Source organism: Caballeronia sp. LZ043, from assembly GCF_031451075.1.
GTDB lineage: Bacteria > Pseudomonadota > Gammaproteobacteria > Burkholderiales > Burkholderiaceae > Caballeronia.
In genome coordinates, this window is record NZ_JARUXT010000004.1 from 557536 (window position 1) to 580209 (window position 22674).

At 62.3% G+C, this 22674-nt stretch carries 29 protein-coding genes; 8 read left to right on the forward strand and 21 right to left on the reverse strand.

The features are described from left to right. Nucleotides 1-28: 28 nt before the first annotated feature. Nucleotides 29-901, reverse strand: a complete 873-nt coding sequence (gene motA, locus QCE64_RS30020; RefSeq protein ID WP_309926047.1) for a flagellar motor stator protein MotA — start codon at nucleotides 899-901, stop codon at nucleotides 29-31. Nucleotides 902-1174: 273 nt separating this feature from the next. Here motA and QCE64_RS30025 point away from each other — a divergent pair, with 273 nt between their 5' ends. Beyond that, complete coding sequence (locus tag QCE64_RS30025) at nucleotides 1175-2020, forward strand: helix-turn-helix transcriptional regulator (RefSeq protein ID WP_310007796.1); 846 nt, start codon at nucleotides 1175-1177, stop codon at nucleotides 2018-2020. A gap of 123 nt (nucleotides 2021-2143) precedes the next feature. Further along, complete coding sequence (locus QCE64_RS30030) at nucleotides 2144-2416, forward strand: hypothetical protein (RefSeq protein WP_309926050.1); 273 nt, start codon at nucleotides 2144-2146, stop codon at nucleotides 2414-2416. 88 nt (nucleotides 2417-2504) lie between these two features. Here the strand turns inward: QCE64_RS30030 and QCE64_RS30035 are convergent, their stop codons facing one another. The 3 genes from QCE64_RS30035 to QCE64_RS30045 form a co-directional block, all read right to left on the reverse strand. Next, entirely contained in the window at nucleotides 2505-2672 is a 168-nt protein-coding gene (locus tag QCE64_RS30035) for a hypothetical protein (protein WP_309819848.1), read from the reverse strand. Between the two features lie 129 nt (nucleotides 2673-2801). After that, complete coding sequence (locus QCE64_RS30040) at nucleotides 2802-4268, reverse strand: MFS transporter (RefSeq protein WP_404987587.1); 1467 nt, start codon at nucleotides 4266-4268, stop codon at nucleotides 2802-2804. Nucleotides 4269-4398: 130 nt separating this feature from the next. Further along, nucleotides 4399-5691: an MFS transporter gene (locus QCE64_RS30045; protein WP_309837883.1), complete on the reverse strand. Its 1293-nt coding sequence runs from the start codon at nucleotides 5689-5691 to the stop codon at nucleotides 4399-4401. Nucleotides 5692-6212: 521 nt separating this feature from the next. On the opposite strand from QCE64_RS30045, the gene QCE64_RS30050 reads away from it, so the two are divergent. The 3 genes from QCE64_RS30050 (at nucleotide 6213) to QCE64_RS30060 (ending at nucleotide 8705) form a co-directional block, all read left to right on the forward strand. Continuing rightward, nucleotides 6213-6956 (forward strand): response regulator transcription factor, encoded by a 744-nt coding sequence (locus QCE64_RS30050; RefSeq protein WP_309819853.1) that lies wholly within the window; start codon nucleotides 6213-6215, stop codon nucleotides 6954-6956. Nucleotides 6957-7118: 162 nt separating this feature from the next. Continuing rightward, nucleotides 7119-7937: an AraC family transcriptional regulator gene (locus QCE64_RS30055; protein WP_309926054.1), complete on the forward strand. Its 819-nt coding sequence runs from the start codon at nucleotides 7119-7121 to the stop codon at nucleotides 7935-7937. A 297-nt stretch (nucleotides 7938-8234) separates the two neighbouring features. Then, nucleotides 8235-8705 (forward strand): response regulator, encoded by a 471-nt coding sequence (locus QCE64_RS30060; protein WP_404986150.1) that lies wholly within the window; start codon nucleotides 8235-8237, stop codon nucleotides 8703-8705. Between the two features lie 51 nt (nucleotides 8706-8756). Here the strand turns inward: QCE64_RS30060 and QCE64_RS30065 are convergent, their stop codons facing one another. Further along, a complete protein-coding gene (locus QCE64_RS30065; protein ID WP_309819855.1) occupies nucleotides 8757-8927 on the reverse strand; it encodes a hypothetical protein in 171 nt (56 codons plus the stop codon). Nucleotides 8928-9109: 182 nt separating this feature from the next. Here QCE64_RS30065 and QCE64_RS30070 point away from each other — a divergent pair, with 182 nt between their 5' ends. Beyond that, complete coding sequence (locus tag QCE64_RS30070) at nucleotides 9110-9904, forward strand: methyltransferase domain-containing protein (RefSeq protein WP_310007801.1); 795 nt, start codon at nucleotides 9110-9112, stop codon at nucleotides 9902-9904. A gap of 170 nt (nucleotides 9905-10074) precedes the next feature. On the opposite strand, the gene QCE64_RS30075 is transcribed toward QCE64_RS30070, so the two are convergent. The 6 genes from QCE64_RS30075 to QCE64_RS30100 all read right to left on the reverse strand — a co-directional run bounded on the left by QCE64_RS30075 (nucleotide 10075) and on the right by QCE64_RS30100 (nucleotide 16414). Continuing rightward, nucleotides 10075-11172 carry a tyrosine-type recombinase/integrase gene (locus QCE64_RS30075; RefSeq protein ID WP_310007803.1) on the reverse strand — a complete coding sequence of 366 codons (1098 nt, stop codon included), beginning with the start codon at nucleotides 11170-11172 and terminating at the stop codon, nucleotides 10075-10077. Next, on the reverse strand, nucleotides 11169-11408 hold the full coding sequence (locus QCE64_RS30080) for a DUF4224 domain-containing protein (RefSeq protein WP_310007806.1): 240 nt from the start codon (nucleotides 11406-11408) through the stop codon (nucleotides 11169-11171). Before QCE64_RS30080 ends, QCE64_RS30075 begins: the two co-directional genes overlap by 4 nt. Nucleotides 11409-11749: 341 nt before the next feature. Next, nucleotides 11750-12190, reverse strand: a complete 441-nt coding sequence (locus QCE64_RS30085) for an HNH endonuclease signature motif containing protein (RefSeq protein WP_310007808.1) — start codon at nucleotides 12188-12190, stop codon at nucleotides 11750-11752. Continuing rightward, complete coding sequence (locus QCE64_RS30090) at nucleotides 12174-13082, reverse strand: hypothetical protein (RefSeq protein WP_310007811.1); 909 nt, start codon at nucleotides 13080-13082, stop codon at nucleotides 12174-12176. The genes QCE64_RS30085 and QCE64_RS30090 overlap by 17 nt, the downstream gene beginning before the upstream one ends. A gap of 41 nt (nucleotides 13083-13123) precedes the next feature. Continuing rightward, the gene (locus tag QCE64_RS30095) at nucleotides 13124-15625 is read right to left on the reverse strand and encodes a DNA methyltransferase (RefSeq protein WP_310007812.1); all 2502 of its coding nucleotides are present in this window, start codon (nucleotides 15623-15625) and stop codon (nucleotides 13124-13126) included. Nucleotides 15626-15685: 60 nt separating this feature from the next. Then, nucleotides 15686-16414 (reverse strand): metallophosphoesterase, encoded by a 729-nt coding sequence (locus tag QCE64_RS30100; protein WP_310007814.1) that lies wholly within the window; start codon nucleotides 16412-16414, stop codon nucleotides 15686-15688. Between the two features lie 32 nt (nucleotides 16415-16446). On the opposite strand from QCE64_RS30100, the gene QCE64_RS30105 reads away from it, so the two are divergent. After that, the gene (locus QCE64_RS30105) at nucleotides 16447-16728 is read left to right on the forward strand and encodes a hypothetical protein (protein ID WP_310007816.1); all 282 of its coding nucleotides are present in this window, start codon (nucleotides 16447-16449) and stop codon (nucleotides 16726-16728) included. Nucleotides 16729-16775: 47 nt separating this feature from the next. Here the strand turns inward: QCE64_RS30105 and QCE64_RS30110 are convergent, their stop codons facing one another. From QCE64_RS30110 to QCE64_RS30150, 9 genes are all read right to left on the reverse strand, one after another. Beyond that, complete coding sequence (locus tag QCE64_RS30110; RefSeq protein WP_310007818.1) at nucleotides 16776-17099, reverse strand: hypothetical protein; 324 nt, start codon at nucleotides 17097-17099, stop codon at nucleotides 16776-16778. 12 nt (nucleotides 17100-17111) lie between these two features. Beyond that, nucleotides 17112-17630, reverse strand: coding sequence for a hypothetical protein (locus QCE64_RS30115; RefSeq protein ID WP_310007820.1), 519 nt, complete (start codon nucleotides 17628-17630; stop codon nucleotides 17112-17114). Nucleotides 17631-17700: 70 nt separating this feature from the next. After that, nucleotides 17701-18117: a hypothetical protein gene (locus tag QCE64_RS30120; protein ID WP_310007823.1), complete on the reverse strand. Its 417-nt coding sequence runs from the start codon at nucleotides 18115-18117 to the stop codon at nucleotides 17701-17703. Nucleotides 18118-18750: 633 nt separating this feature from the next. After that, nucleotides 18751-18873 (reverse strand): hypothetical protein, encoded by a 123-nt coding sequence (locus QCE64_RS30125; RefSeq protein ID WP_310007825.1) that lies wholly within the window; start codon nucleotides 18871-18873, stop codon nucleotides 18751-18753. Beyond that, nucleotides 18870-19034, reverse strand: coding sequence for a hypothetical protein (locus tag QCE64_RS30130; protein ID WP_310007827.1), 165 nt, complete (start codon nucleotides 19032-19034; stop codon nucleotides 18870-18872). The genes QCE64_RS30125 and QCE64_RS30130 overlap by 4 nt, the downstream gene beginning before the upstream one ends. A 272-nt stretch (nucleotides 19035-19306) precedes the next feature. Then, on the reverse strand, nucleotides 19307-20098 hold the full coding sequence (locus QCE64_RS30135) for a hypothetical protein (protein WP_310007829.1): 792 nt from the start codon (nucleotides 20096-20098) through the stop codon (nucleotides 19307-19309). Nucleotides 20099-20215: 117 nt separating this feature from the next. Then, nucleotides 20216-20392 (reverse strand): hypothetical protein, encoded by a 177-nt coding sequence (locus tag QCE64_RS30140; RefSeq protein ID WP_310007831.1) that lies wholly within the window; start codon nucleotides 20390-20392, stop codon nucleotides 20216-20218. A gap of 62 nt (nucleotides 20393-20454) precedes the next feature. After that, nucleotides 20455-20838, reverse strand: a complete 384-nt coding sequence (locus tag QCE64_RS30145) for a DUF6232 family protein (protein ID WP_310007833.1) — start codon at nucleotides 20836-20838, stop codon at nucleotides 20455-20457. An 81-nt stretch (nucleotides 20839-20919) separates the two neighbouring features. Beyond that, on the reverse strand, nucleotides 20920-21708 hold the full coding sequence (locus QCE64_RS30150; protein ID WP_310007835.1) for a S24 family peptidase: 789 nt from the start codon (nucleotides 21706-21708) through the stop codon (nucleotides 20920-20922). Nucleotides 21709-21774: 66 nt separating this feature from the next. On the opposite strand from QCE64_RS30150, the gene QCE64_RS30155 reads away from it, so the two are divergent. Then, nucleotides 21775-22008 carry a YdaS family helix-turn-helix protein gene (locus QCE64_RS30155; protein WP_310007837.1) on the forward strand — a complete coding sequence of 78 codons (234 nt, stop codon included), beginning with the start codon at nucleotides 21775-21777 and terminating at the stop codon, nucleotides 22006-22008. A gap of 117 nt (nucleotides 22009-22125) precedes the next feature. Here QCE64_RS30155 and QCE64_RS30160 read toward each other — a convergent pair whose 3' ends face one another. Then, nucleotides 22126-22341: a hypothetical protein gene (locus QCE64_RS30160; protein WP_310007839.1), complete on the reverse strand. Its 216-nt coding sequence runs from the start codon at nucleotides 22339-22341 to the stop codon at nucleotides 22126-22128. Nucleotides 22342-22674 lie beyond the last annotated feature (333 nt).

The window sequence follows — 22674 nt, forward strand, 5'->3', positions numbered from 1 at the left end:
TGATTTCCTTCTTGCGTGCGCGTGCAGGTCAGGAAGCCGCTTTCGGCATCTTGGTCGCGCGCACCGCGTCGTCCAGTTCCTTGAAGCTCGGGCGGTCCGCCGTGAACAGCACCTTGCGGCCGAATTCCACCGCAATAGTCGGCGCGTAGCCGTTCATCGAAGCAAGCAGTACCGACTTCACGCACTGGAACGGTTTCGCTTCCGCAGCGCCCTTTGCATTGAGCAGATCGGCGAGCGGGCCGATGAAGCCGTAAGCCAGCAGAATGCCGAGGAACGTGCCGACCAGCGCGCCCGCGATCATCTCGCCGAGGATGGCGGGCGCGGCGCCCACCGAACCCATCGTGTGCACCACGCCCATCACGGCGGCGACGATACCGAACGCAGGCAGGCCATCGGCCATCTTCTGGATCGCGTTGGCCGCGACCGAGCTCTCGGTGTGATGCGTCTCGAGTTCCTCGTCCATCAGGTCCTGCATCTCGAGCGCGTTGACATTGCCCGCCGACATCATGCGCAGATAGTCGACGATGAAGTCGAGCAGATGATGATCGGCCATCACGTGCTCGTACTTCTGAAAGAGCGGGCTGGATTCGGGCGCGTCGACATCGGCTTCGAGCGCCATCATGCCTTCCTTGCGCGCCTTCTGAAGCAGTTCGTACAGCAGCGCGATCAGCGCGACGTACTTCTCTTTGGTATAGCCGCCGCCCTTGAACGCCTTCGGGATGGATTGCAGGGTCTTCTTGAGCGTCGCGGTTGGATTCGACACGACAAATGCGCCGATCGCCGCCCCGAAAATGCACAGCAGCTCGAACGGCTGCACGAGCGCGGCAAGGTGGCCGCCGACGCCGATGAAGCTGCCGATCACCGAGCCGATGACCACCACCCATCCGATGATGACAAACATGATTTCTCCGCAGTTTTCCGCGCGCCGCGGGCCGTGCGTGCTTGCTTGAAGAAAAGACGCGCACGGCTCGCGACGCATTGTTCGCTTGTTCAGGCTCTTAACGGCCGGTAAGAACGGGAAATGAAGGGTGTCCGGAGCAAGTTTTTCTGCGCAAATGTTTGCGTCGTAAATGTTACGTTCCGGCCGATCGGCGCCGCGGACGCAAGGCAGTCGCGCTGTGATGACGTGGCAGGTAATGGAACGGGCGCATCCGGTTCGACTAAGATCGTCCGCATGAACTCGACTCTCGTCCACGCCCTTGCTGATCCGGCGTCCTCCGCCCCGGACGCGACCGTCGGCACGCTGCTGCGCGAATGGCGTCAGCGAAGACGCATGAGCCAGCTCGATCTGGCCGGCGAGGCCGATGTCTCGACGCGGCACCTGAGCTTCGTCGAATCGGGGCGCGCGCTGCCGAGCCGGAAAATGGTGATGCGCCTCGCCGAACAGCTCGATGTGCCACTGCGCGAGCGCAATACGCTGCTGATGGCGGCAGGCTACGCGCCTCTGTATCGGGAGCGCGCCCTGGCCGATCCGCATATGGCCAGCGCGCGCCGCGCCGTCGAACTGGTCCTGAAAGGTCATGAGCCGTTTCCGGCACTTGCCATCGACCGCCACTGGAACATTGTCGCGGCCAACGCGGCGCTGCCGCCGCTGATCGTATCCGCCGATGCCGCGTTGCTGGCGCCGCCCGTCAACGCGCTGCGCCTCTCGATGCATCCGCGCGGACTCGCCGGCGTCATCGACAACTGGCACGAGTGGCGCGCGCATCTGCTCGCGCGGCTGCATCGGCAGGTGGAGGTGTCGGGCGATCCGGCGCTGGTTGCACTGCACGCCGAACTGGAGGCGTATCCCGCGCCCGCGCACGCCCACGCGCCGCCGTCCAGGCGTCACGAGCCCGATCCGGTGGTCGTGCCGCTGCGCCTGCGCACGCCGCATGGCATGCTTTCGTTCTTCAGCACGACCACGGTGTTCGGCACGCCGGTCGACATCACCTTGTCCGAGCTGGCGATCGAAGCCCTGTTTCCCGCCGACGACGTCACCGCCGCCATCCTCGGCCGGTTCGCCGAGGCACGACGCTGAACTTGCGCCAGCGCGCACGGGCTTACAGAATGGAACCTCGTGCGGGCAGGCGGATCAATCAGGAAGGCAGGCCGGATATTCCGAGCCTGGTGAGCTTTTGTCCAACCAACGCGGAAGATAGCGATGATTCAAACATTCGAGCAAGTGATCGGCGGGCAAAGCATGCAGTTCTGCGCAAGCATTGCGGACGGCGGCGGCCCGCCGCGCGTCATCATCAGCCGCGCAGATTCGGCGGAGTCACTGGTGATCGTCGAAGCGGAAGGCATCATCAGCACGATCAAGGCGGAAGTGGAAGCGCCCGCGTCGCTCGTTGCCGATGCCGTTCGCAAGGCGCAGCAGGAAGCGCTCATCGAGCGCGCACTGGAAACCGGCGCCGTGCAGACCACGAGCCTGTAGGCTTCGCGGCAGCCGGCTTCACACAAACGTGCCCGCGCGGTTCTTCGAGCCGCGCGGGCATTGTCTGGTCAGGCGGAAACGTCCGGCGCTACAGGCGCGGTTCGCCGTTTTTCGGATCGGCGGGCACCATCGGCGTGGCGGAATCCGGGCCGTCAGGCATGTCCGGATCGTCGGGGTTCGGCGCCGCATCGGGATCGAACAATTCGTCGGGATCCGGTTCGTACGGCTCTTCAGGGGAACGGGGCAGCGTCGACATCAGCTTCTCCTTGAGGTTGGATGGCTTCAGGCTCCGAGGCAGCTTGCTTCGATCCGGTCTGCCCCGGGCGTCTCGCTTGATCGTTGCAACAGGCGTACCCGCTGACTGACACGCGTCAAATTGCTGCATTTAGTCAACATTCTCCGAAAGCGCGTTGCGCACGCAGTCTGACGGGCGATCCTTGTTTGTCTGCGCCGGATTGCTGATCTGACGCGCAACCAACGCCGTGCCCAGCAGGAGCGCGACGGAAATTCCGGCCGACCAGCGCACGGCATCGACGATATGCGCCGCGCCCGCCGCGCCTTCCCCATGACCCGCGAGCGCGCCGAACGCCGCGACCCCGATCGCTCCCGCCGCCTGGCGCGCCGTGTTGAGCACCGCCGACGCCGTCCCCGCGCGCTGCTGGCCGACGGTGCCGAGCAAGGCGGTCGTCATCGCGGGCACCGCGAGCCCCATGCCGGACGGAATCAGCAGGAACGGCAATAGCAGGGCGGCCGTGGGCGTGTGCGCATCGACGAAACAGAGTGCGGCGAAACCGGCGGCGTCGAGCAGCGCGCCCGCGATCATCGGACCGCGCGAGCCGAAACGCGCCACCACGGGTCCGCTCGCCAGGTTCGAGATGAGGAACCCGCCCGTCAGCGGCAGGAACGCCAGGCCCGTTTGCAGCGGTGTATGGCCGAGCACGCGTTGCAGGTACAGGCTCAGAATGAACACCGTTCCATAGTAGGTGAGATTCACTCCGATACCGAACAAGACCGCCGCGCTGAAGGTGCGCTCGGCGAACAGCGAGAGCGGCAGCATCGGCGACGCGCTTCTTCGTTCAGTCGCGATGAAACCGCCACCCGCCGCCAGCGCGAGCAAAAATCCTCCCCACACGAGCGGATGAGCGATCCCGAGCGGCCGCCATTCGATCACCGCGCCCACCAGCGCCGCCAGCGCCACGATCGCGAGCGCCTGACCCGGCAGGTCGAGACCGCGGGCGTCATGCGCATTCTTTGGTTGCGCGGCCCGCACCCACAGCAACGTCGCCACGATACCCGCCGCGCAGACCGGCAGATTCACCCAGAAGATGCTGCGCCAGCCGAAGGCCGCGATCAGCAGGCCGCCGACGATCGGCCCCGACGCAATCGACACCGCGCCCGCCGCCGTCCAGAGCCCGACAGCGCGAGCGCGCAGCCGCTGATCGTGGCCGCACGCCGCGTTGAGCAGGGCGAGCGAGTTCGGCAGCATCGCGGCAGCGCCGACGCCCTGCGCCGCGCGGGCGGCGATCAGCTGCGGCGCATCGGTTGAAAAGGCGCACGCAAGCGATGCCAGCCCGAACAGCAGCAGTCCGCCGAGAAACATGCGCCGCGCGCCGAAGCGGTCGCCGAGCGAACCGGCCGAGAGCATCAGCGCGGAAAACGCGAGCGCATAGCTGTCGACGGTCCATTGCAGGCTCGCGACGCTCGCGCTCAGATCGCGGCCGATGCTCGCGAGCGCCACATTGACGATGGACACATCCAGCTGGGACACGACAAAGCCGACGCTGGTCGCGGTCACGACGAGCTTCTGCCGCCCGGAAAGATGCGCGGAGGAGGAGGAAAGGTTCGAGTTCATGCCGACCATCGTAGGCGCGTCGCGCGTTCGATGTTTCGGGCTGGCCTGAAACGTGAAATCCGGACATCGGACCAAAAAAATGGCGCACTGCATCAGCAGGTGCGCCATTTTTCTCGAATGAAACCCGAACTTAACGGGCGTGCTTGATGAACAGCGTCGTCAGCGCGCCCACCACGCACAGCGCGGCGACATACCACACCGGCGCGAGCGGGCTCGACTTCATGAACAGCGAAACGACAATGGGCGTCAGTCCGCCGAACACCGCGTACGCGACGTTGTACGAGAACGAAATGCCCGAGAAACGCACGGCGGCGGGGAACGACTTGACCATCACGAACGGAATCGCGCCAATCACGCCGACGAAAAAGCCCGCGACCGAATACCACGGCAGGAGCGCGGAGGCATCGACGGCGACTTCGCGGAACAGCATCCAGTACGACACCGCCAGCGCCAGGCCGCCGATGAAGATGGTCTTGCCCGCGCCGATCCGGCCCGCGATCGCGCCGGCCAGCACGCAGCCGATCGTCAGGAACAGCGTCGCGGCGCAGTTCGCCACCAGGACCGTCGCCGGGGCGAGGTGGAACTGCTTCTGCAGCAGCGTCGGCGTCATCAGGATCACGACGACGATCGCCGCCGACAGCATCCACGTGAGCAGCATCGAAACGATCACGGCGCGGCCGTGGTCGCGCAGCACGGCCTTGAGCGGCAGTTCAGCCGCGAGCGACTTGCGCAGCTTGAGTTCGGCGAAGACGGGCGTTTCGTGCAGCCAGCGGCGCAGATAGACCGAGCACAGCCCGAACACGCCGCCCAGCAGGAACGGCAGGCGCCAGCCGAAAGCGGCGACGTCGGCGGGCGTGAACGCCTTGTTGATGCCGGTCGCGATCAGCGAGCCGAGCAGGATGCCCGCCGTGAGGCCTGCCGTCAGCGTGCCGCATGCATAGCCGATATGCCGCGCCGGCACGTGTTCCGACACGAACACCCACGCGCCCGGCACTTCGCCGCCGACCGCCGCGCCCTGCATCACGCGGAACAGGAGCAGCAGCACGGGCGCCATCAGGCCGATCGACGCATACGTGGGCAGCAGGCCCATCAGCAGGGTCGGCACCGACATGAGCAGCACGGAGAGCGTGAACATGCGCTTGCGTCCGAGCAGGTCGCCGAAGTGCGCCATGATGATCCCGCCCAGCGGACGCGCCAGATAACCCGCCGCGAAGATGCCGAAAGTCTGCAATTGGCGCAGCCAGTCAGGAATGGCCGGCGGGAAGAACAGCTGGCCGATGACCGGTGCGAAGAACACGAAAATGATGAAGTCGTAGAACTCGAGCGCGCCGCCGAGCGCGGCGAGCGTGAGCGTCTTGTAGTCGCCGCGCGTGAGGGCGCGGCTGGCCGCGCGCGGGGCGTCGGACAGAGGTGTTGCCTGCATCGAAAGAAAACCCGTGAGTGAAAAGACCACGCGTGACGCGCGGGCAGGGCGAGGCTGTGCCCGATGCGGGAAGGGTCGGGTGCGCCGGATGGGCGCGCGGCGGATCCGGGTGTGGAAAACGCCGATGACCGGACAGGTGCGGAGTCGAGAGCCGCCACCCGTCCATCCGCGCTGCGGGAAGCGGCGGAGAGCCGCGGCGCAGCTTGCTACGCGACGTCTCGGTAAAACGGCGTAAGCGGGGACTGAAAAGCCAGACGCGCGATGTTACAGGATGCAAGCGGCTGAAAAAACGAAATGCCGTTCTATTTTTTGCAGGGGTTGCGCGCATAAGACGGCACGAGATTGTCCTCATGCCCGGACACATGCATTGACAATTCAGACGAGTCCGATGGGAAAGCGGCGCGTGCTTGCCCAGAATGCCGAGTTCGAAGCGCCCGTCTCATCCCTTCGACGAGACGCCCGGCGGATGCCTTTAGCCGCGCATCCGCTCCATGTCCCTTGGACTCATCAGGTAAGACACCATGCGCGTCGCCGTTCTGCAAACCGATCCGAGTTATCGAAATCTCGTCAGCGACGTCGTCAAGCGACTCGGCCATACCTGCGTGACTTTTGGCGACGGCCTCGTGCTGTCGAAAGCCCTGTCGCGCTCCACGGTCGATCTGCTGATCCTCGACTGGAATTCCACCGGCCTGTGCGGACTGGATCTCCTCAAATCCGTGCGCTCCAGCTTCGGCGAGCGCGTGCCCGTGCTGTTCGCCACGCCGGACGGCGCCGAGCACAACGTCGTGTGCGCGCTCACCGCCGGCGCGGACGATTACGTCGTCTATCCCATCCGTCCCGGCGAACTCGGCGCGCGCATCGAGGCGCTGCTGCGGCGCGCCTATCCGACCACGTCGAACGCCTGCCTCGAAATCGGCCCGTATCGCTTCGACGCCCGCCAGCAGATCGTCACGGTGCGCGGCAAGCCGGTGCAGCTGAGCGGCACGCAATTCCGGCTGGCGCAGCTGTTCTTCTCGAACATCGGCCGCGTGCTGTCGCGCGATCACATCTTCGCGATGGTCTGGGGACGCGAGTTCCGCGAAACCACGCGGACCATCGACAGCCACGTGTCGCGTCTGCGGCTCGCGCTCGAAATCGAGCCGGTCAACAACTTTCGGCTGCAGCCGGTCTACAAGAGCGGGTATCGGCTGCTTCATCTGTACGACGACGGCAAGGGAAGAGGCGACGAGCGCGTCGAGTCCGCCGCCGCGCAGATCGCCGCCTGACGGCGGGGGTGGCAGCCAGCGTGGGTCGCATCGCGATGCATCGTGGGGGCGGCACGCATTTTTTTCAGGGCGGGGCGCTTTTATAATCGGGCGCCAGAATCCCTCGCGCTTCCGGCCCGCGGCATTCGACCTCAACCCGATTGCACCCCGACACCACGACGCATGACGAGCACGGCAGCCCCATCGAGCGGGACTTTCATCGCGCGCCCTCCGGCATCCACGCTTGCCGACATGCTCGGGCATTTCGCCCAGCTCGCGCCGGTGTTCGACGCCATGCCGGACATCGTGTTCTTCGTGAAAGACCGTGAAGCGCGCTATGCGATGGTCAACCGCACGCTCGCCCGGCGGTGCGGCTACAAGGACAACAAGACGGCGTTGCTCGGCAAGACCGCCGAAGAAGTGTTTCCCCGCCGCTTCGGCCGCATCTACACCGCGCAGGACCAGGCGATCATCGCGCAGGGGCATCAACTCATCGACCAGCTCGAACTGCATCTCTACCCGGGCCGCGAACCGGGCTGGTGCATGACCTGCAAGCAGCCGTTGCTGGACGGCCAGGGTGCGATCGTCGGGCTGGCGGGCATCTCGCGCGACCTGCAGGCTGCCGAAGGCACGCATCCCGCCTACAGCCGGCTTGCCGCGGTGGTCCGGCACATCCAGGAGAACTACGTCCAGCCGCTCAACATGCGGCAACTCGCGCAAATGGCCAACATGTCGATTGCGCAACTGGAGCGCTATTTCCACAAGGTGTTTCACCTGACGCCGCGGCAGGTGCTGCTGAAGACCCGTCTCGACGCCGCCACCGCGCTGCTGGTCTCACAAGACGACAAGGTCACGGACGTCGCGGCGTTGTGCGGCTATACGGATCACAGCGCGTTCACGCGCCAGTTCAAGGCGACGGTCGGCATCACGCCGTCCGAATACCGCGCGTTGCTGCAATCGGGCACAATGCGCCCCGATTCGCCGCAGGACACAAAAGTCTGACGGGAAATCGGGGTACAACTGGTCCCTGAATTACATGGTCGTGCGGTTCCAGGGCGGATCCGACTGCGTGTAATCGGCGCTCAGGCCCGCCAGAAGGGCGGTTGCGGCTTGTTTCGAGAAAACCGGTCCGCTTCTTGCTCGAACACGCACGCCACGGCCAGCGACGATTCGCCGGGCGTGGCAAGAAACCGCGAGGCGTTCCGCACCGGCGCACGCGCGGCTCAAATAGCGGTGCGTTCGGAATTCCCGCCGCGTTTTCGTGTCAACAAGGCGCACCGCGTGTTTGCGGAGCGCCCGATGCGGCGAGTCAAGGAGACCGTCGCGAGAATTCCGTTTTTGGCAGTTGAAAAGAACATCATGAACGAAGTAGCAAGACTGGGGCATATGCGGATCGTGCTCATCGAGGACGATCCGGAAAGCAGGGCATCGCTGCAGATGCTGTTGCAAGAGGAGGGGGCCGAAGTCATCGCCGTAGCCGACGCCGAGGACGGCGCGCAGGCGGCGATCGAGCATCTTCCCGACGCGGTGATCTGCGATCTCGACCTTCCTGAAATGGATGGTTTCTACCTGATCCAACGTTTGCGGGACCATGAAATACGCGGCAACCTGCCGCCGTCCGTCGCCATCGCGCTGACGGGACACGATGGCGAAGAATACCGCCTGCGCAGCATCGGCGAAGGTTTTCAGCACTTCATGACCAAACCCGTGCATCCCGATGAACTCGTCACCTTGATCCAGGATGCGGCCGGAGCGCGCGTCGTGATGTAGCGCGCCGAAGGCCATCGCACGCGGCGCGCTGCGCCGCGTGCCGCTACGCGCTCAGGACCGGTCGCGGTTGCGTGCCCGAGTCGCGCCCGTGATGATCGCAATGCCGAGCATGATGACGGCGACGATCATGATCGTGTGCTGCGAGACGTGCATCGCGACGAGCGCCCACGACACGCCGCCGATCAGCACGAGCCATCCGACGAGGTAAATGATCAACGTCATCGATTTCTCCTTCTCTGTTTCTAGTTGTCGACAGGTAGAGGCATGCTGCCTGCAAGATGCGTACCGGCGCCACGGGCCGGTGTGTCGGGGATATTGATAGAATCCGAGCCACTCTTTCTTCGACACGGCAGACCGAGACTATGTCGCATGCTCATGAGGTGGTTCGAGAAGCAGACCGGTGCGTGGCGTTCACCTGCAATATTTGCGGACAGGCCAACAGCGTCGAGAAGGCGCGGCTGACGCGCGAGGAGCCCAGCTGCACCTCGTGCGGCTCGACCGTGAGGATGAGGTCGATCGTGCAGGTGCTGACGCGCGAATTGTTCGGGCGAAGCATGACGATCGCGCAAATCGATCCGCCGCGGCCGGATATCGTCGGCATCGGGATGAGTTGCTGGCATGGCTACGCCGGTCCCATCGCGCACCGGATTGCGTACCGCAACACCTTCTATCACCAGGAACCGCGGCTCGACATCACGCAGATCGATCCTTCGATGGAAGGGACGCTCGACTTCGTCGTCTCGACGGATGTGTTCGAGCATGTTGCCGCGCCGGTGCACCGGGCTTTCGACAATACGCGCAGGCTCCTCAAGCCGGGCGGCGTGTTCGTGTTCACGGTGCCTTACTTTCACCAGGGCGAGCAGCACGTCCTCACGACGGAGCATTTCTCCGATCTCCACGATTACCGGATCGTCGAGGATGAATACCTCGGTCCGATGCTGAAGAATACGAAGCCGAATGGCGACGTGCAGTATTTCTACAACCTCGTGTTCCATGGCGGCCCGGGCGAGACACTGGAGATGCGGCGCTTCTCGGAATGGTCGGTGCTGGAGGAACTGAAGCTAGCCGGCTTCAACGACCTGACGATCTATCGAAACGACGATCTGCCGTTTGGCATCGCCTGGCCGGCCGGTCATTCGGCGCCGATCGCCGCGCGCGTGGACCCGGATGCTTCCGGGGTCACGGTGCGGGTGCGGTGAGCGACACGGAAAATTCAAACTCATGCTGACGGTCCATCAGAAAGACCAAAGTATTCGTATCGGTTGACGGGCTTTCTGATCAGCGATTTGTCTCCTAACTAAATGCTCGTTAAATGAGCACGATGGGATGCGGCTGACCGAGAAGCCATCACCAAAATATTAGGAGCCGGTCATGCCGATTTCGGGATCGTCAGCCGGACGTGGCTTACCGGGATGTCGAGCTTCTTGAAGTAAATGTGGGTCGTCGCTTCGCGCGTGTGTCCGGCCGCCACCATCAGTTCCTTCGTCTCGTAGCCAGCCCGCTTCGCGTCAGTTAGGGCCTTCGCGCGGATGTCCTTGATCGTGTATTTCTTGCCCGCCAGCCCCGCCTTTTGCGCCGCGCGCGTCCAGGCGGCGAGAAGCGCCTCGGGTTTGTAAGGCTCGAATTTGCGGTTGTGGATCACGTGCGCGTCACCGATGCGCGGTTGCTGGTCGATCTCACGGATGCGCGCAAGCACCGCGTCGATTTCCGGTGTGATGGCGAAGTCGACGGTGACACCGCTGCTGTCGGCGGTCTTGCTCGGCAAGAAGTGGATCACGCCAGCGGCGCGGTCGATCTGCGACCACTTCAGCGTGCGAATTTCGGTCGAGCGCTGCGCGGTGAGATAGCACAGGTCGACGAAGCACTGCATCATTCGGCCGTTGCGAGCGAAGGCTCCTTCTTTTGCTCTGGTGGTGCTTTTTTGCTCGAAGTGCGACAGCTGCTTGCGGATCGCCGTGAAGTGATCGTCCGTGATGTACACGCCGCGCCGCGGAGGGGTCTTGATCTTGATGTCTCGCACCGGATTGGCTTTCGTGTACCGTTTCTTGACGCACCAGAAAAAGAAGCCTGACAAGAACGATCTGACGTGGTTCTGCATGGTCAGCTTTTCGTCCCAGAAGCCGAGGACGTCGCTGATGTCGCCTGGTTCAATGTCGGCCACATTGGCGTCGCGCAGCGCGTTACGCGCGTAGCGGCCGGTGCGCGCCCACGATTTCTGCGACTTCAGCGTCGGACCTTTCTCCTCGATGTACCGATCGATCAGCGGTCCGGCGTCGCCCGTACCGGGCGGGGCTTCGTATCTGCGCCGCTCGATGACGAGCCTTGCCAGCATGGCGGTCTCGCCTTCAGCGATCTTGCAGAGCCGGATCCATTTGTTCGAGCGAGGGACCACCCAATACCAGCTGGCGCCGTTGGCATATACGCGGGCGGGCAGGTTCGAGGGGCGTTGGCGGCGGCGGGCGTTCATGCGAATGGCGAGCAGATTTTGGTGCGTTTCGTGGGTTGCTTCTCGTTTCCGGCGTCGAGGCCGGCCCGGCGGGCGAGGAGGGATTCGTAAAGTGCCCAGGTCATGATCGGTGCGCCATCGAACGATCGCGTCACTTCATACCCAAATGCAACCTGAAACCACTCCGCCTGTTTGCCGTAGCGCGTGCGCCCGGTGATTTGCTTCAGGTCTTCCGGTGTCATCAGTCGTTCACTCATCCCGGCTCTCCAGATACTTGCGCGTCATGCGCATGAATTCTTCGATGTGTTGCTTCATACTGCGGTTTTCCTACTGAATTCTCCGTGATGACTGATCCAGACGCCGCTTTCTACGCCGAGCTTGAGCGGTACGGCGAACCGAAAGTTCGAGGCCTTCACGCGGTCAAGAACTGGGGCGGAAACGGCCCGAAGGTTGATGCCTGGCTGTACATGAAGGAGCAGGAGCGGTCAGCACTTGCTCTGAGAACTGCTGTCGCGTCGGCCGAGGCATCCAGCAAAGCGGCGCGATGGGCTATGTGGGCTGCCATTGCGACGGCAATCGGCTCTTTGGCAACTTGGGTTCAGATCGTCCGCGGGCACTGATGCTCCTTCTTCGCGCCGCTCGTTGAGCTACAGCGCTCGAAATAGAACACGATTGGCGTTTCCAGAACGTGGAGCATCCCGAACCTGAGCGCGTGCCGAAAGGTGGGCGAGTTGTTCGTCAGCACCTGGATGGTCCGCTGCAGCTTGCCGCGCCAGTTCTCCAGCGACATCGCGTGCTTGTCGATGTTGCAGGGCGGGCACGCGGGCATGTAGTTCGTCAGTACATCGCGATCGGGGCGCGTGGTCGCGCCGGCTCGCCACTGCGTGCCGCGGTCTGTCTTGATGATCTCCAGCTTGCGCAGCGACGGCTCGACATGGTCAACGTGCCAGCGCTCGGCAAGCTCGGCGCCGCAGTACGCGCACCGGCCGCCGAACATCGCGCGCACGGTCTCGCGATCTGTTTTATTGAGCCGCGCCATCCTGCTTCTCCTTGGCGATGGCGGCGGTTAGACGACGAGCATGCGCATTCAGTGAGCGAACGACGGGCATCTTGTCCAGATACTGGCCGGGTGCGCGTTCAGCGATCAGGGCGATCTGCCGGTTCAGCGTCTCGATGGTTCGCTCAACCGCATCCAACAGGTTCCCACTCGCCACCGCCTTCTCTCCTTGAGATTGAGGGGCGGCATGGCGCAGGAACAGGTTCAGCATGGTCTCTTGCGCGTGGTCACTCATCGCGAATCCCATCTCGCACGTGAAGTCGCTGACGAACCTGCGGGCGCGATCACGCGCGCTCGCCTTTCGCTCCCCGCTATCGACTTGAGATTGAGGGGCGGCCTGCAAGAAGGCACGCGCAGCAATCATGTAGTTCGTCTTGCCGGTCCCTTGAGCCATGCTGTATAGCGCTTCTAGGTCATCGCTGGTCAATGATTGGCGGCTATCGGCTTTGTGCCTAGGTTTCCCCCCACATACCGCGCATGGCACGTTATCACCCGTTGGATTTCCTTCGCATCCAACACACACCGCCTCTCCGCCTTCTGTGGAGACTTGAGATTGAGGGGCGGCAGCAATCATGGCAAGGTAATCGCCAGTCACTAGCTCTCGGATTCTCTCTGAGACGCCGCCTGAGTGGCTATCAAACCATGCTTCATAGCTCCCGAACCGTTCCTTGCTTTGAGCGAGACACGCCGCACGAATCATTTCCTCAGTCGGCACAGCCGGCACATTCACAGTTTCTTGCTTTGAGCGTGATTCTCCGCCTTCTGTGGCAAGCGCGGAGGCTGCCTCAATCTCAATAGCAAGCCCATGGTCGTCTATCCTGCCCATGCAGTCGGTGTGAGCGGCGATCAATGCTCGTGCTTCGTCGTATGTCATTCCAATCCCCAACATCGTTGTCGCTGCGTCGAGACAGCGGGTCAGGCTGCTTCTTCGAGGGTATCGAACAGCGACGGCATCGTGAACTCGCGCTCGGCGGACTTCAGGTAATGCACCTGATCCATGAAGTAGGTGGGGTTCAGTTCCGATCCGCCACCGCGGCGCCCCTTCAAGATCGCGCGATACGGGACCGTACCGAGCCCGCAGAACGGGTCGTAGACCAGCTCATCACGGTTGCTGTAGCGGTCGATCAAACGATCCACGATGTCAAATTGCAGCGGGCAGATGTGCTTCTCGACCGCGCGCTTCGCCTGCTCGCCGTTGAGCGTCAGCATGCGCGTTACGTCATGCCACACGTCCGGATGATGCGAGCCGGGCGCCAGGCTCATGAACGTAGAGGGCAGTGCGCCACGCGCTTCGAGTTCCTCACCGATCTTCACGTGGAAGTCGTAGTCGTAGACTGCGTCCAAGCTGTACTTCGTGAAGATGCTGGCCAGCTTGTCCGGGCCCATCGCAGCAAGCTCTTCGGCGGTGATTTGCCGGTTGCCGCTGCTTCGCCAGAAGGCATGCGCATCGACCTGCCAGTGCGCGCGGGTGTATTCCTCTTTCGACTTGCGTACCGGCTGATCTGCGTAGCCCTTTGAGCGGTCCGTCTGCGGCTTGCGGAAGAGCACGATGTACTCTGGCGAGCCGACGCCCATCTTCGTGCCATCCTTGCACTGCTCCGACCAGCCGAGGCGATACGTCTGATTGTTCTCGCGCACGACATCGGTTACGACCGTAATCAGCCCCATGTAGTCGAAGCCATGCTTCCTGCCGTGCATGATCGCTTCGCAGTGGAGCGGGCTGACGGTCGGCGCGCCGGCGCCGGTGACGTTGCCGAACAAGATGCGGTCCTTCACGTGGCAGGCATAGATCCGGCCCGGCTTCAGGATCCGGAGCAGCTCTGGCGTCAGATAGTCCATCTGCGACCAGAAGTGCGCGTTGTCGTCCGTGTGGCCGAAGTCGTTGTAGCTCGGCGAGTACTCATAGTGGTTCGCGAACGGAATTGACGTCACGATCAGGTCGACGTGGTTCTCCGGCTGCAGCTTCGCTTCTTCGACGCAGTCGTTATTGGCCACGGTGAATCGATCGCCGCGCACTTCGATGCGGTCGATCCCAATGGACCGTGCGAGCGTGTCTTGCATCGCCAGTTGGTTGAGCCCGTATTTGCGGATGATTTCCGTCATCTTCTGCACCATCTCTTCGTGTTGTGCCCACTTCTGCTGAAGCGTGCGCAGTACTTCACGCTCGGCTTCGCTGTAGACGATGTCGATTCGCACGCGGTGCGGCTGCTGGAAGCGCTGCACGCGGTGAATTGCTTGAATGAAGTCGTTGAATTTGAACCCGATGCCGGCGAAGATCTCGCGATGGCAGTGGCGTTGAAAGTTGCAGCCGCTGCCGGCGATGACCGGCTTCGTCGAAAGGAGCCGATACGCGCCGTTGCCGAAGTCAACGATGCGCTGCTCGCGCGCTTCCAGATCCTGGCTGCCCCAAACGCTGACCGCATCCGGGAGCGCAGCTTGAATAGCGTGCCGCTCGCTTTCGAGGTCGTGCCAGATCACGAAGTGATCGTCTGGAGCGTCGTTGACCAGTTCGGCGACCTTCGCGACGCGCGCCGGCAGGCTTTCCCGCTTCTCGGCGGCTGCCGCGCTGAGGCCAAGCGCCGGGTCCTGAAACATCAGCGTCTGTCCGTCACGGTCGGTGCCGGCCTTGCTGTAGTCGGTCGGCACCTCGTGGTATCGGACGTCGAGCTCCGGAAGGTTGTATCCCTCGTCGCTGTATCCCAGATCGCTCGGGTATTGGATGAAGACCGCCCAGCTGGACACCCATAGCCAGAACTCCTGTTCCTTATGCGGATAGAGCGTAAGGTTGCCGGCCTTCTCGCTGTCGCGTTGGAAGAACCGCGTCAAGGCCTGACCGGTGTCCATCACGCCGAGGAAGCCGGCGTAGTGGATCAGTTCCTTGAACCGGTTGGGGCTCGGCGTCGCGGTGTTCACTAGCTTGAAACGCACCCCATCGAAGAGTGGCAAGAACTCCTGATACGTCTTGCTGCCGAAGCTGCGCAGCACGCTCGCCTCGTCAAGGCTGACAGCCGTGAAAAGCGCCGGGTCGAGCTTGCCGTCGCGCACCGTTTCGTAGTTCGTCAGGTAGAAGGCCTGCGCCGGCTCGATCTCGCTAGCGTTGCGAATGAAGCGCAGATCGACGCCGAGCATTTTCGCGTCGCGAATCAGTTCCTGCCGGACGCCAAGCGGGCAGACGATCAGTCCATATCCGCCCGCGGCGCCGATGATCTGACGCAGCCATTCGCACTGCATGACCGACTTGCCCAGGCCGAATTTCGCGAAGATCGCTCGGTTGCCGCCGAGGACCGCCCATCGAACGATGTCGCGCTGATGGTCGAAAAGGCACGAATGGAGGTTTGATGCCTCGACGCGGAATCCGTTGAAGTTGGCCATCTTGATCTTGTGCCGGAGGAATTCGGCGTAGTCCGGGTTCGTCATTGCTGCATCCTCATTCTTTGTTTCGCGCGCTTCGAGGGAGTCGGGGAGCGCGCGGTGGGGTTAGGCGTCTTGCCACTCGAGCTTCTTCGGCGTAGGCGGCATCGTCTCGAGCGTGGCCAAGTCGATCAGCGTGAAGTAGCCGTCGCGGTACCAGCCGCCGGTGTCGATGAAATGCACGTTGCCGAGCACGGCGGGCCGCTTGAGCGGCGTGTGGCCGACGATCACAGCGCGCACGTCTGGAACGCTGGTGTGGTCTTCGCCTTGGATTCGGTCGCGGGACCAGAGGGCATGCTCGAAGAGCGCGCGCCGTCGGCTGTTCGCCAGATCCGGATCGACCAGTTCCGCTGTGAATTCGCTCCACGTTGGCCTTGGGCAGTCGGCATGCACGATCCCCACGAGGCCGGTCTCCGTTTCGACCTCGATGGCAATCGGCAGGGCACCGAGGGCGCTCGACACGGCGAGCTGGTGGGCGCGCGGATTGGTGATATTCCAGCTGCCGCCGTTCGCCGCATAGTTCGCCCGATCCATGTTCCCGCTCGGCCAGCGGATGGCCATGTCCTCGTGATTGCCGCGGACAGCGTGGAACCATGGATGGTCGATCCAGTCGAGCGCATCGTCCGACTCAGGACCGCGGTCGACCAAGTCGCCAACGCTGAAGAGGCGATCTTGGCCAGCATCGAAGCCTATCTCTTCGAGCCGCCTCTGCAGCAGCGTAAAGTGCCCATGGATGTCGCCGACAGCGAAATCTCGGCCACAGGTATTGCGCGTGAAGCGTTGAACGAAGCTCATGCTAGGATTCCTTCTCCATACTGGAGACCACAATGGCTATCAATCACGACCTGGTGCCCGAGTACGTCGTTTTGGTGAATGAGAACGAGCGCTACAAGCTGAACAGCAAGAGACAGAATCTCGGGCAGCCAAGCGATGATCTGCTGGCGTACGCGCAGCAGAAGGGCACATTCATCTCGGTCGACGCCAGCGCGTGGGACGATTTCGCGAGAGACTTCGGATTGAGCCGGATTGATCGTGAACGGCGTTGTTGCTACATCGTCCTGAAATACAACGAGACAGAGGAACAGCTTCAGACGCTGATCGACATGTGAGGGGATGACGCGCACCATCGGGCCGCTGAAGAGGATCGGACGTTCTTTCACGATTGCTTGTCCTCGAACATGTCGATGGTCTTCGTGTCGCGCTCGGGCAGCGGCTCGCCTTGAATCTCCGCAAGGATGTCTTTCAGCGTCGTTCGGCCGTCGCCACCGTAGGGAAGGCAAGCTTTGTCCCAGCCCACTCGCGCCAGATGTTCATCGGTTTTTATTTCCCGCGGCGTGCCGTAGTCGTAGTCATAGGCACTCAAGTCACGCAACGCTTCACCGGCAGTGTGTTTCGCAACGTCGATTGCGTGGTCCTCATCCGATGCCATGACGACTGTCACGATGCTGATCTCGACGGAGTAGGGCTTCAGCGTGCTCACGGCGTCTCCTGTTCAGTTACCGGATGCGATGCGCGTCGACTCGGGCTGCGTCTCTTCGCGCGCCGTCAGAGTCTTGGGTTTGCGCTTGCACTCGAAACCAGCGTCGCGCATCGCCTGGTAGATCTCTTCGCTGATCTGGCAGCGCACCCCGATCGCTGCGGCGCGCAGTGCGGCGGCGTGGTCGGGATCGACGGTCGATTGGCGGGTCATTTCGGCGGCTGCTACTTCGAGCACACAGGAGCGCTGGTCCTTGCTGGAGCCGAACGCGCCGCTGAAGCCCGCGACCGCGAATCCGCCCTGCGTTGTCTGACCGCAATTGAATTGCGAAAAACTGGATGCATACGCGCCAAGGATCGGCGCACTGACGTTACGAACCGTGGACGTCGTGTGCTCTGGCGTCTGCGAAAACTCGATCTGGCCTTGAGCGACCGACTGCGAGCTAGACGTCTGTTGAGCCGTTGACGTGCTTTGCGCTTGTGCATTGGCTGCTCCCAGAAGTGCTACGATTGCGATGGCTGTGAATTTATTCATGGCGGCTCCTTCCTCGTGTGGAGTCAGGCCCCGAGTGCTGCGAACCACTCGGGGCCTCTTCGTTTCTGGATCAGTGGCTGTACGAGTACGAGCCGTTCAGGCCGCTGTATCCATACGAGCTGTAGTCGATGCCGGCGCCGCCCTTCGTTGCGCCATAGCCGTCGCCAGTCGTGAATCCGCCGGACGCGCTGTTCGTCGTCGAGCCGCCCGCGACACCCGAGTACGACGCACCGCCGGCCGCCGCGCCGAATCCAGCCGGAAGGGCCGCCGCGCCCATCGCAGTGCCGCCGGCCGCGAAGCCCGCGCCATTGGAGAACGACGACTGCTGCGAGAACCCGTTGCCGTTCGATCCGCTCGAAGCCATCGAGCCGCCCGAGAGCGTCGCCGACGAACCGAAACCGCCGCCGACCGAGAACGAGTCAGCCGCCTGGGCGTGACCGATGAATGCTGCGATGACTGCGATTGCCAGAATTGCCTTGCGAACCATGGTGATGCTCCTCGTGTAGTGCGCGAGACCGTCGCGCTGCGGTTTGAATTCGTGCCGGTTACCCTTCGTCCGGCGCCGGGAATATTCACCATCTCCGGCGGGTGGCCGAGAAGCCCGTTCTCGGCTAACGGCCTACGCCTGCGACTTCCGCGTAGGTGCTGCGGGCCTCGCCCTGTGCGTCCTGTTCAAGGGTGGCGGCCGGTGCTGATTTCCGGCTCAGTCGGTATTCATCCGCATACTCTCAGCGGCTCCCAAGTCTCTTATTCCCGACAGCCAGGCCATTACTGGAGCGCATCAGCCTGCGCATTCGCCACCCTTCAACAAGCCGTCTCTCCGGCTGTCACACCATTCCTTGCGCCCACAACAGGCCCGGCAGGTGTCGCGTCGTGTTCTTTGGCCGTCTCTCCGACCTGTCACGCCTGGATCGATGGACGGCGGCGTCCCCTCGCTGGGTTATGGGTTGGATCAGATCGATTCGGGCTGACGAACTTGCACAGAGTCGAGCCACTGCTGTTGCTGTTCGAGGGCTTTTGCGCCGCGAATGAACAACGCTGCGAGCACAGCGCCGACAGGCCAAGCGAACAGGAGTCCTACTGAGATGGCGTGGAGCATGGTGAGAACCTTCGGGACCTGTTACGCGCAGTGAACGACTGCGCAGCGTTCGATTCGAGCAGCTCGGTAATCCATCTCCGAGCAGAGCAGCAGATAGGCGCCTGCGACGATGAGGATGATTCCCCAGATCTGCCAGAGCTTCATTTCCAGAGCGCTCCAGCGGGAACTGCGACACACAGGAACCACACGCAGGCAATGCCGATTGCGTAGAGGCTGCCAACTCCGACCGCCTTCATCAGAGTATTCGCGTCCTGCAGGCGCTCGACGTCGTGAAGCAGGGCGTTGTCGTTCAAAACACGATTCATGTTGATCTCCTTGTCTTACCGCTGCGTCATCGCGTGGCGCACTGGTGAGACATCCGGCACTCTCGGGGCCGGTGGCCGGCGGATTCCTCCCTTGCGGGTCTCCGCGCGCTGGCACTCTTAATGAACGTTCGCCGCGTGGCGCCGCGCTGTTCGTTCAGCGCATGACTCGAATATTACCCATGGGTAAAAACAAACGCAATACCCAAGGGTAATAAATCGATCGCTGGACGAAAAAAAACCCGCCGAAGCGGGTTTGCGCGAAGCGTGTGGATTCAGTTCGCCGAATCTGCCTTGAAGTTCAGCGCCATCCGCGCGGCCGCGGACTGCGTCCACGTGTTCACGATGGACGCGTCAGGCGTGCGGCAGTCGGCGCCCATGTGGCCCGCGATCGTCGCGTTGATCAATCCCCCGTTTCCGTTGCTCACCAGGGAGGAGGGGATCTCTCCAGCCATGAACGCTAGCGCAACGGCCGTCGCAGCGTTCTCGGCGGCGAGGAGGCCGTCGGCAGCTGTGTGATCCACCGGGAAGTCGCACGTGGGTATTGGGCGCAGGATGAACGTCCATCGTGCAGCCAGGTGCTGCTGGAGGATGAAGGTGATCAGGTCCGACTGGAACTGCTCGAGCGCGTCCGCCTGCGCGGGATCGTCGCGCGACTTGGTCATGTCATCGAGCTGGAAGTTGACCACGGCGTAACCGGTCGGCTGAACGTTCGCCTTCGCCAGATCGTCGTTCGTCGGGCGGATGCCGCCGTTGACGCTCATGACCAGGTCATGGAGGGCGGTCGCGCTCATAGTCACAGGCGTGATATTCGCGGTGACGCCCTGATCGGCAAGCGCCTGGGTGAGCGTGCTGACGGTCGCCGCGGCGCCGCCGTCCGAGGCCGCGTCGGATGCCGCATGCACAACGGCCGATTTCGCGACCGTAGTTCCGGCCTGTGGCATCGGCGCGCCGTAGTATTTGATCGACATCACGTGCGCGGTGGATGAGGGGCCGTCGTCTCCACCGCCACCGCACGCAGCAACTAGTGCAGCGCCGGCCAGCGCTGCCGCAAGAGTCTTCTTCATTTTTTTGTCCCTCGGATGCTCGGCTTCTGACGGGGCGAGCTTACCCAGTGCTTACTGAAGAAACAATAGCATTGTTCCTATCAATATTCGACATCTGCCGAGCCCGCCGGCGCACGATCACAGGTGTGCCGATGCCGATCCCTTGGACATGAGGTCCACGATACAGATGAGCGCGACAAGGATCGTCCCGCCAGCGAACAGCCGAGATACGCTGCGTTGGCCACCGTCGACGATGACAATGATCATGCGCGTGATGATATAGAGCCCGATCATGAGGCCGATGTCTGGAATCACTTCCCCCCCCGTTATTGTGTTTTGCCGACAGCTGAAAGCCGGCCGCTGGAATAGATTGATCGTCACCCGCGCGCAACAATTGCATCGTTGAGCGCGAGCACGATCCGCGCGACCTGCGCGTCGTCGTACGTGACGAACGCCTTCGTCTCGCCCGATGACGACCTGAGGCGCACTTGCGACTGCGGGCGGCCTCGCCACAGCAGATATGCGCCGAGCGCGGCGATGATGCCGCCGAGAGTGAGCGGGCCGACTGACTCACCGTTGGAGATCAACACCAGGCCAGAGAGCAACATCGGAACGGCGACCGCGATCAACAAGACGCCAAACAACCATTTCCGCGGCGTTCGCCAATGCTGCACAGATGTGATCCCGCTCATGGCGAACGTCTGGCCGGGCACGATGAATCGGGCGTTGGTGACCCTGACCGCGCCGTCGTCGTAAAACATCTCCTCGTTGCTCCTTGGCCGATCGCCTGGCGCACTTGATGGCGCGAGCGTCGGCTCTCTTGCTTCTCTCATGTCGCTTCCTCAGTAACGCACGACTTTTGTTTTCACGACGCCGCAGATTGTCGCGTTGCCGTTGACCTGGATGATCCGATTCGGCCAATCGGGATTTAGCGCACGCAAGTACTTCTTTCCATCCTCGACGATGAGTTGTTTGAACGTGGCCTCCGCGCTGTCGTCCAGAAGGACAACGACAAGGCTTCCGCTCTCGGCGTCGCTCTGAGGCTCGACCAGAATCAGATCGTTCTCGTTGAACGAAGGCTCTCCGGACGGGTTGTACATGCTCAGACCGCGCACACGCAGGTAATACGCCTTCTTCGATGTCGGAATCGGTGACAGAAGCCACTCTTCCGCGTCTCCTACGGTAAATGTATCCACGACCTTCTCCCAGGCTCCGGCCTGTACCCATGTGATGAGAGGAAGTTTCCCTCTGATTTCCGGGCCAGGCTCGATGTTCAGGTCGTGAAGCGTACCTACGCTATGAGACGGTTTGTGTCCGATTAAGGGGCTTTTTAAACCTTTGTTCGGAGGATTGACGTTAGCTTTCATTTCCGCTAGGGCGGTAACGGGCGTGTCAGAGTCGAACGTTCCACGCGCCCAATTGAAAGCGCGTTCGATTTGCTCAACCGTGTCCTCGCCGATGCGCTTGCGGCCATCGCGTCCGTCAGGCCACAGCATCCGGCTTACGTACGAGCCCGACTTATCAATGCGCTTCGCGAGCGTGGCCGCAGAGCCGCCGCACAGGAGATCGCGCACCTCAATGAGGCGCAACCGTCGTTTCTCGTATTTATCCATGAGCGCGATTAAATCCACTTATTACTCGCAGGTAAATTCCCTATGGGTATTGACAGCCATGTTACCTACGGGTAAAGTGGGCACATGGACAAGCTACGCACCTTTCTCAATTCGATGACTCCCGAGAAGCAGGAGGAGTTTGCCCGCGCGTGCGGCACGTCGTTGGGTTACCTGCGCAAGGCGATCAGCGCTGACCAGCGGTTCGACGTTCAGCTGTGCATCAACATCGAAGAGCAAAGCCAAGGTGCGGTGCGTTGCGAAGATCTCCGCCCTCAAGTGACGTGGTCGAAGCTTCGCGGAACAGCGGAGGCTGCGTAATGGGTATCAAGCTGAAGTCGTGGCTGTGGACGAAGTACTGCGACCTGTACGCAACTCTGCTGTCGTGCTTGGAACGCCATCAGCCTGGTGTTGGTGGAATGGCGTTGCCAAACCGAATCATTGTGAGCGTTCTCCGCTTTGACGGAGCAGATCAAGCGAGTGGCGAAGTTGAAAGATCAGTCGCTCGGCGCCCTCCTGAGAAATTCTCCAGGGGCGGCCAGATCTGATTTGACCGTTGACGGACATGTCGAACTGGACGAGCAATTGTTCCGTCTCGATGTCGATGCTGATGGTTGACCCGACGAGTTCTGTGTAGATGGTTTCGTCGTTCATGGGATCTCCGTTTTTGGTGCTTCGTGGTGTGGGGCCTTGATTCTGCCAGAGGCTGGAGATCCCACCAGAAGAGGGCGGTCCTGCTGAGTGCTCGCGGAGCGGGTTCAGCAGGACCAGCCAAAGCAACGAAGTAAGCGGCGCCATGTCTGCGGCCGGTTTGGATGGATGGCCCGCCGGTCTGAGATTCGCAGTACTAACGGCACAATGGTCTCTCGCGCTTGTTGTCATTTTTGTTTTACCCCGTTTGGTGTCGTTCTTTTTACCTACGACGCCACTTTATCCGGGGCAACCGCAAGTAAATACGTTTGTTTGGAGCATGAATTGAACATCCTC

What these genes read in the sequence shown, in the direction of transcription:
- motA (WP_309926047.1), bottom strand. Translation starts at nt 901, where the DNA reads ATGTTTGTCATCATCGGATGGGTGGTGGTCATCGGCTCGGTGATCGGC.
- QCE64_RS30025 (WP_310007796.1), top strand. Translation starts at nt 1,175, where the DNA reads ATGAACTCGACTCTCGTCCACGCCCTTGCTGATCCGGCGTCCTCCGCC.
- QCE64_RS30030 (WP_309926050.1), top strand. Translation starts at nt 2,144, where the DNA reads ATGATTCAAACATTCGAGCAAGTGATCGGCGGGCAAAGCATGCAGTTC.
- QCE64_RS30035 (WP_309819848.1), bottom strand. Translation starts at nt 2,672, where the DNA reads ATGTCGACGCTGCCCCGTTCCCCTGAAGAGCCGTACGAACCGGATCCC.
- QCE64_RS30040 (WP_404987587.1), bottom strand. Translation starts at nt 4,268, where the DNA reads ATGAACTCGAACCTTTCCTCCTCCTCCGCGCATCTTTCCGGGCGGCAG.
- QCE64_RS30045 (WP_309837883.1), bottom strand. Translation starts at nt 5,691, where the DNA reads ATGCAGGCAACACCTCTGTCCGACGCCCCGCGCGCGGCCAGCCGCGCC.
- QCE64_RS30050 (WP_309819853.1), top strand. Translation starts at nt 6,213, where the DNA reads ATGCGCGTCGCCGTTCTGCAAACCGATCCGAGTTATCGAAATCTCGTC.
- QCE64_RS30055 (WP_309926054.1), top strand. Translation starts at nt 7,119, where the DNA reads ATGACGAGCACGGCAGCCCCATCGAGCGGGACTTTCATCGCGCGCCCT.
- QCE64_RS30060 (WP_404986150.1), top strand. Translation starts at nt 8,235, where the DNA reads ATGCGGCGAGTCAAGGAGACCGTCGCGAGAATTCCGTTTTTGGCAGTT.
- QCE64_RS30065 (WP_309819855.1), bottom strand. Translation starts at nt 8,927, where the DNA reads ATGACGTTGATCATTTACCTCGTCGGATGGCTCGTGCTGATCGGCGGC.
- QCE64_RS30075 (WP_310007803.1), bottom strand. Translation starts at nt 11,172, where the DNA reads ATGAACGCCCGCCGCCGCCAACGCCCCTCGAACCTGCCCGCCCGCGTA.
- QCE64_RS30080 (WP_310007806.1), bottom strand. Translation starts at nt 11,408, where the DNA reads ATGAGTGAACGACTGATGACACCGGAAGACCTGAAGCAAATCACCGGG.
- QCE64_RS30085 (WP_310007808.1), bottom strand. Translation starts at nt 12,190, where the DNA reads ATGGCGCGGCTCAATAAAACAGATCGCGAGACCGTGCGCGCGATGTTC.
- QCE64_RS30090 (WP_310007811.1), bottom strand. Translation starts at nt 13,082, where the DNA reads ATGACATACGACGAAGCACGAGCATTGATCGCCGCTCACACCGACTGC.
- QCE64_RS30095 (WP_310007812.1), bottom strand. Translation starts at nt 15,625, where the DNA reads ATGACGAACCCGGACTACGCCGAATTCCTCCGGCACAAGATCAAGATG.
- QCE64_RS30100 (WP_310007814.1), bottom strand. Translation starts at nt 16,414, where the DNA reads ATGAGCTTCGTTCAACGCTTCACGCGCAATACCTGTGGCCGAGATTTC.
- QCE64_RS30105 (WP_310007816.1), top strand. Translation starts at nt 16,447, where the DNA reads ATGGCTATCAATCACGACCTGGTGCCCGAGTACGTCGTTTTGGTGAAT.
- QCE64_RS30115 (WP_310007820.1), bottom strand. Translation starts at nt 17,630, where the DNA reads ATGAATAAATTCACAGCCATCGCAATCGTAGCACTTCTGGGAGCAGCC.
- QCE64_RS30120 (WP_310007823.1), bottom strand. Translation starts at nt 18,117, where the DNA reads ATGGTTCGCAAGGCAATTCTGGCAATCGCAGTCATCGCAGCATTCATC.
- QCE64_RS30125 (WP_310007825.1), bottom strand. Translation starts at nt 18,873, where the DNA reads ATGAAGCTCTGGCAGATCTGGGGAATCATCCTCATCGTCGCAGGCGCC.
- QCE64_RS30130 (WP_310007827.1), bottom strand. Translation starts at nt 19,034, where the DNA reads ATGAATCGTGTTTTGAACGACAACGCCCTGCTTCACGACGTCGAGCGC.
- QCE64_RS30135 (WP_310007829.1), bottom strand. Translation starts at nt 20,098, where the DNA reads ATGAAGAAGACTCTTGCGGCAGCGCTGGCCGGCGCTGCACTAGTTGCT.
- QCE64_RS30145 (WP_310007833.1), bottom strand. Translation starts at nt 20,838, where the DNA reads ATGTTTTACGACGACGGCGCGGTCAGGGTCACCAACGCCCGATTCATC.
- QCE64_RS30155 (WP_310007837.1), top strand. Translation starts at nt 21,775, where the DNA reads ATGGACAAGCTACGCACCTTTCTCAATTCGATGACTCCCGAGAAGCAG.
- QCE64_RS30160 (WP_310007839.1), bottom strand. Translation starts at nt 22,341, where the DNA reads ATGAACGACGAAACCATCTACACAGAACTCGTCGGGTCAACCATCAGC.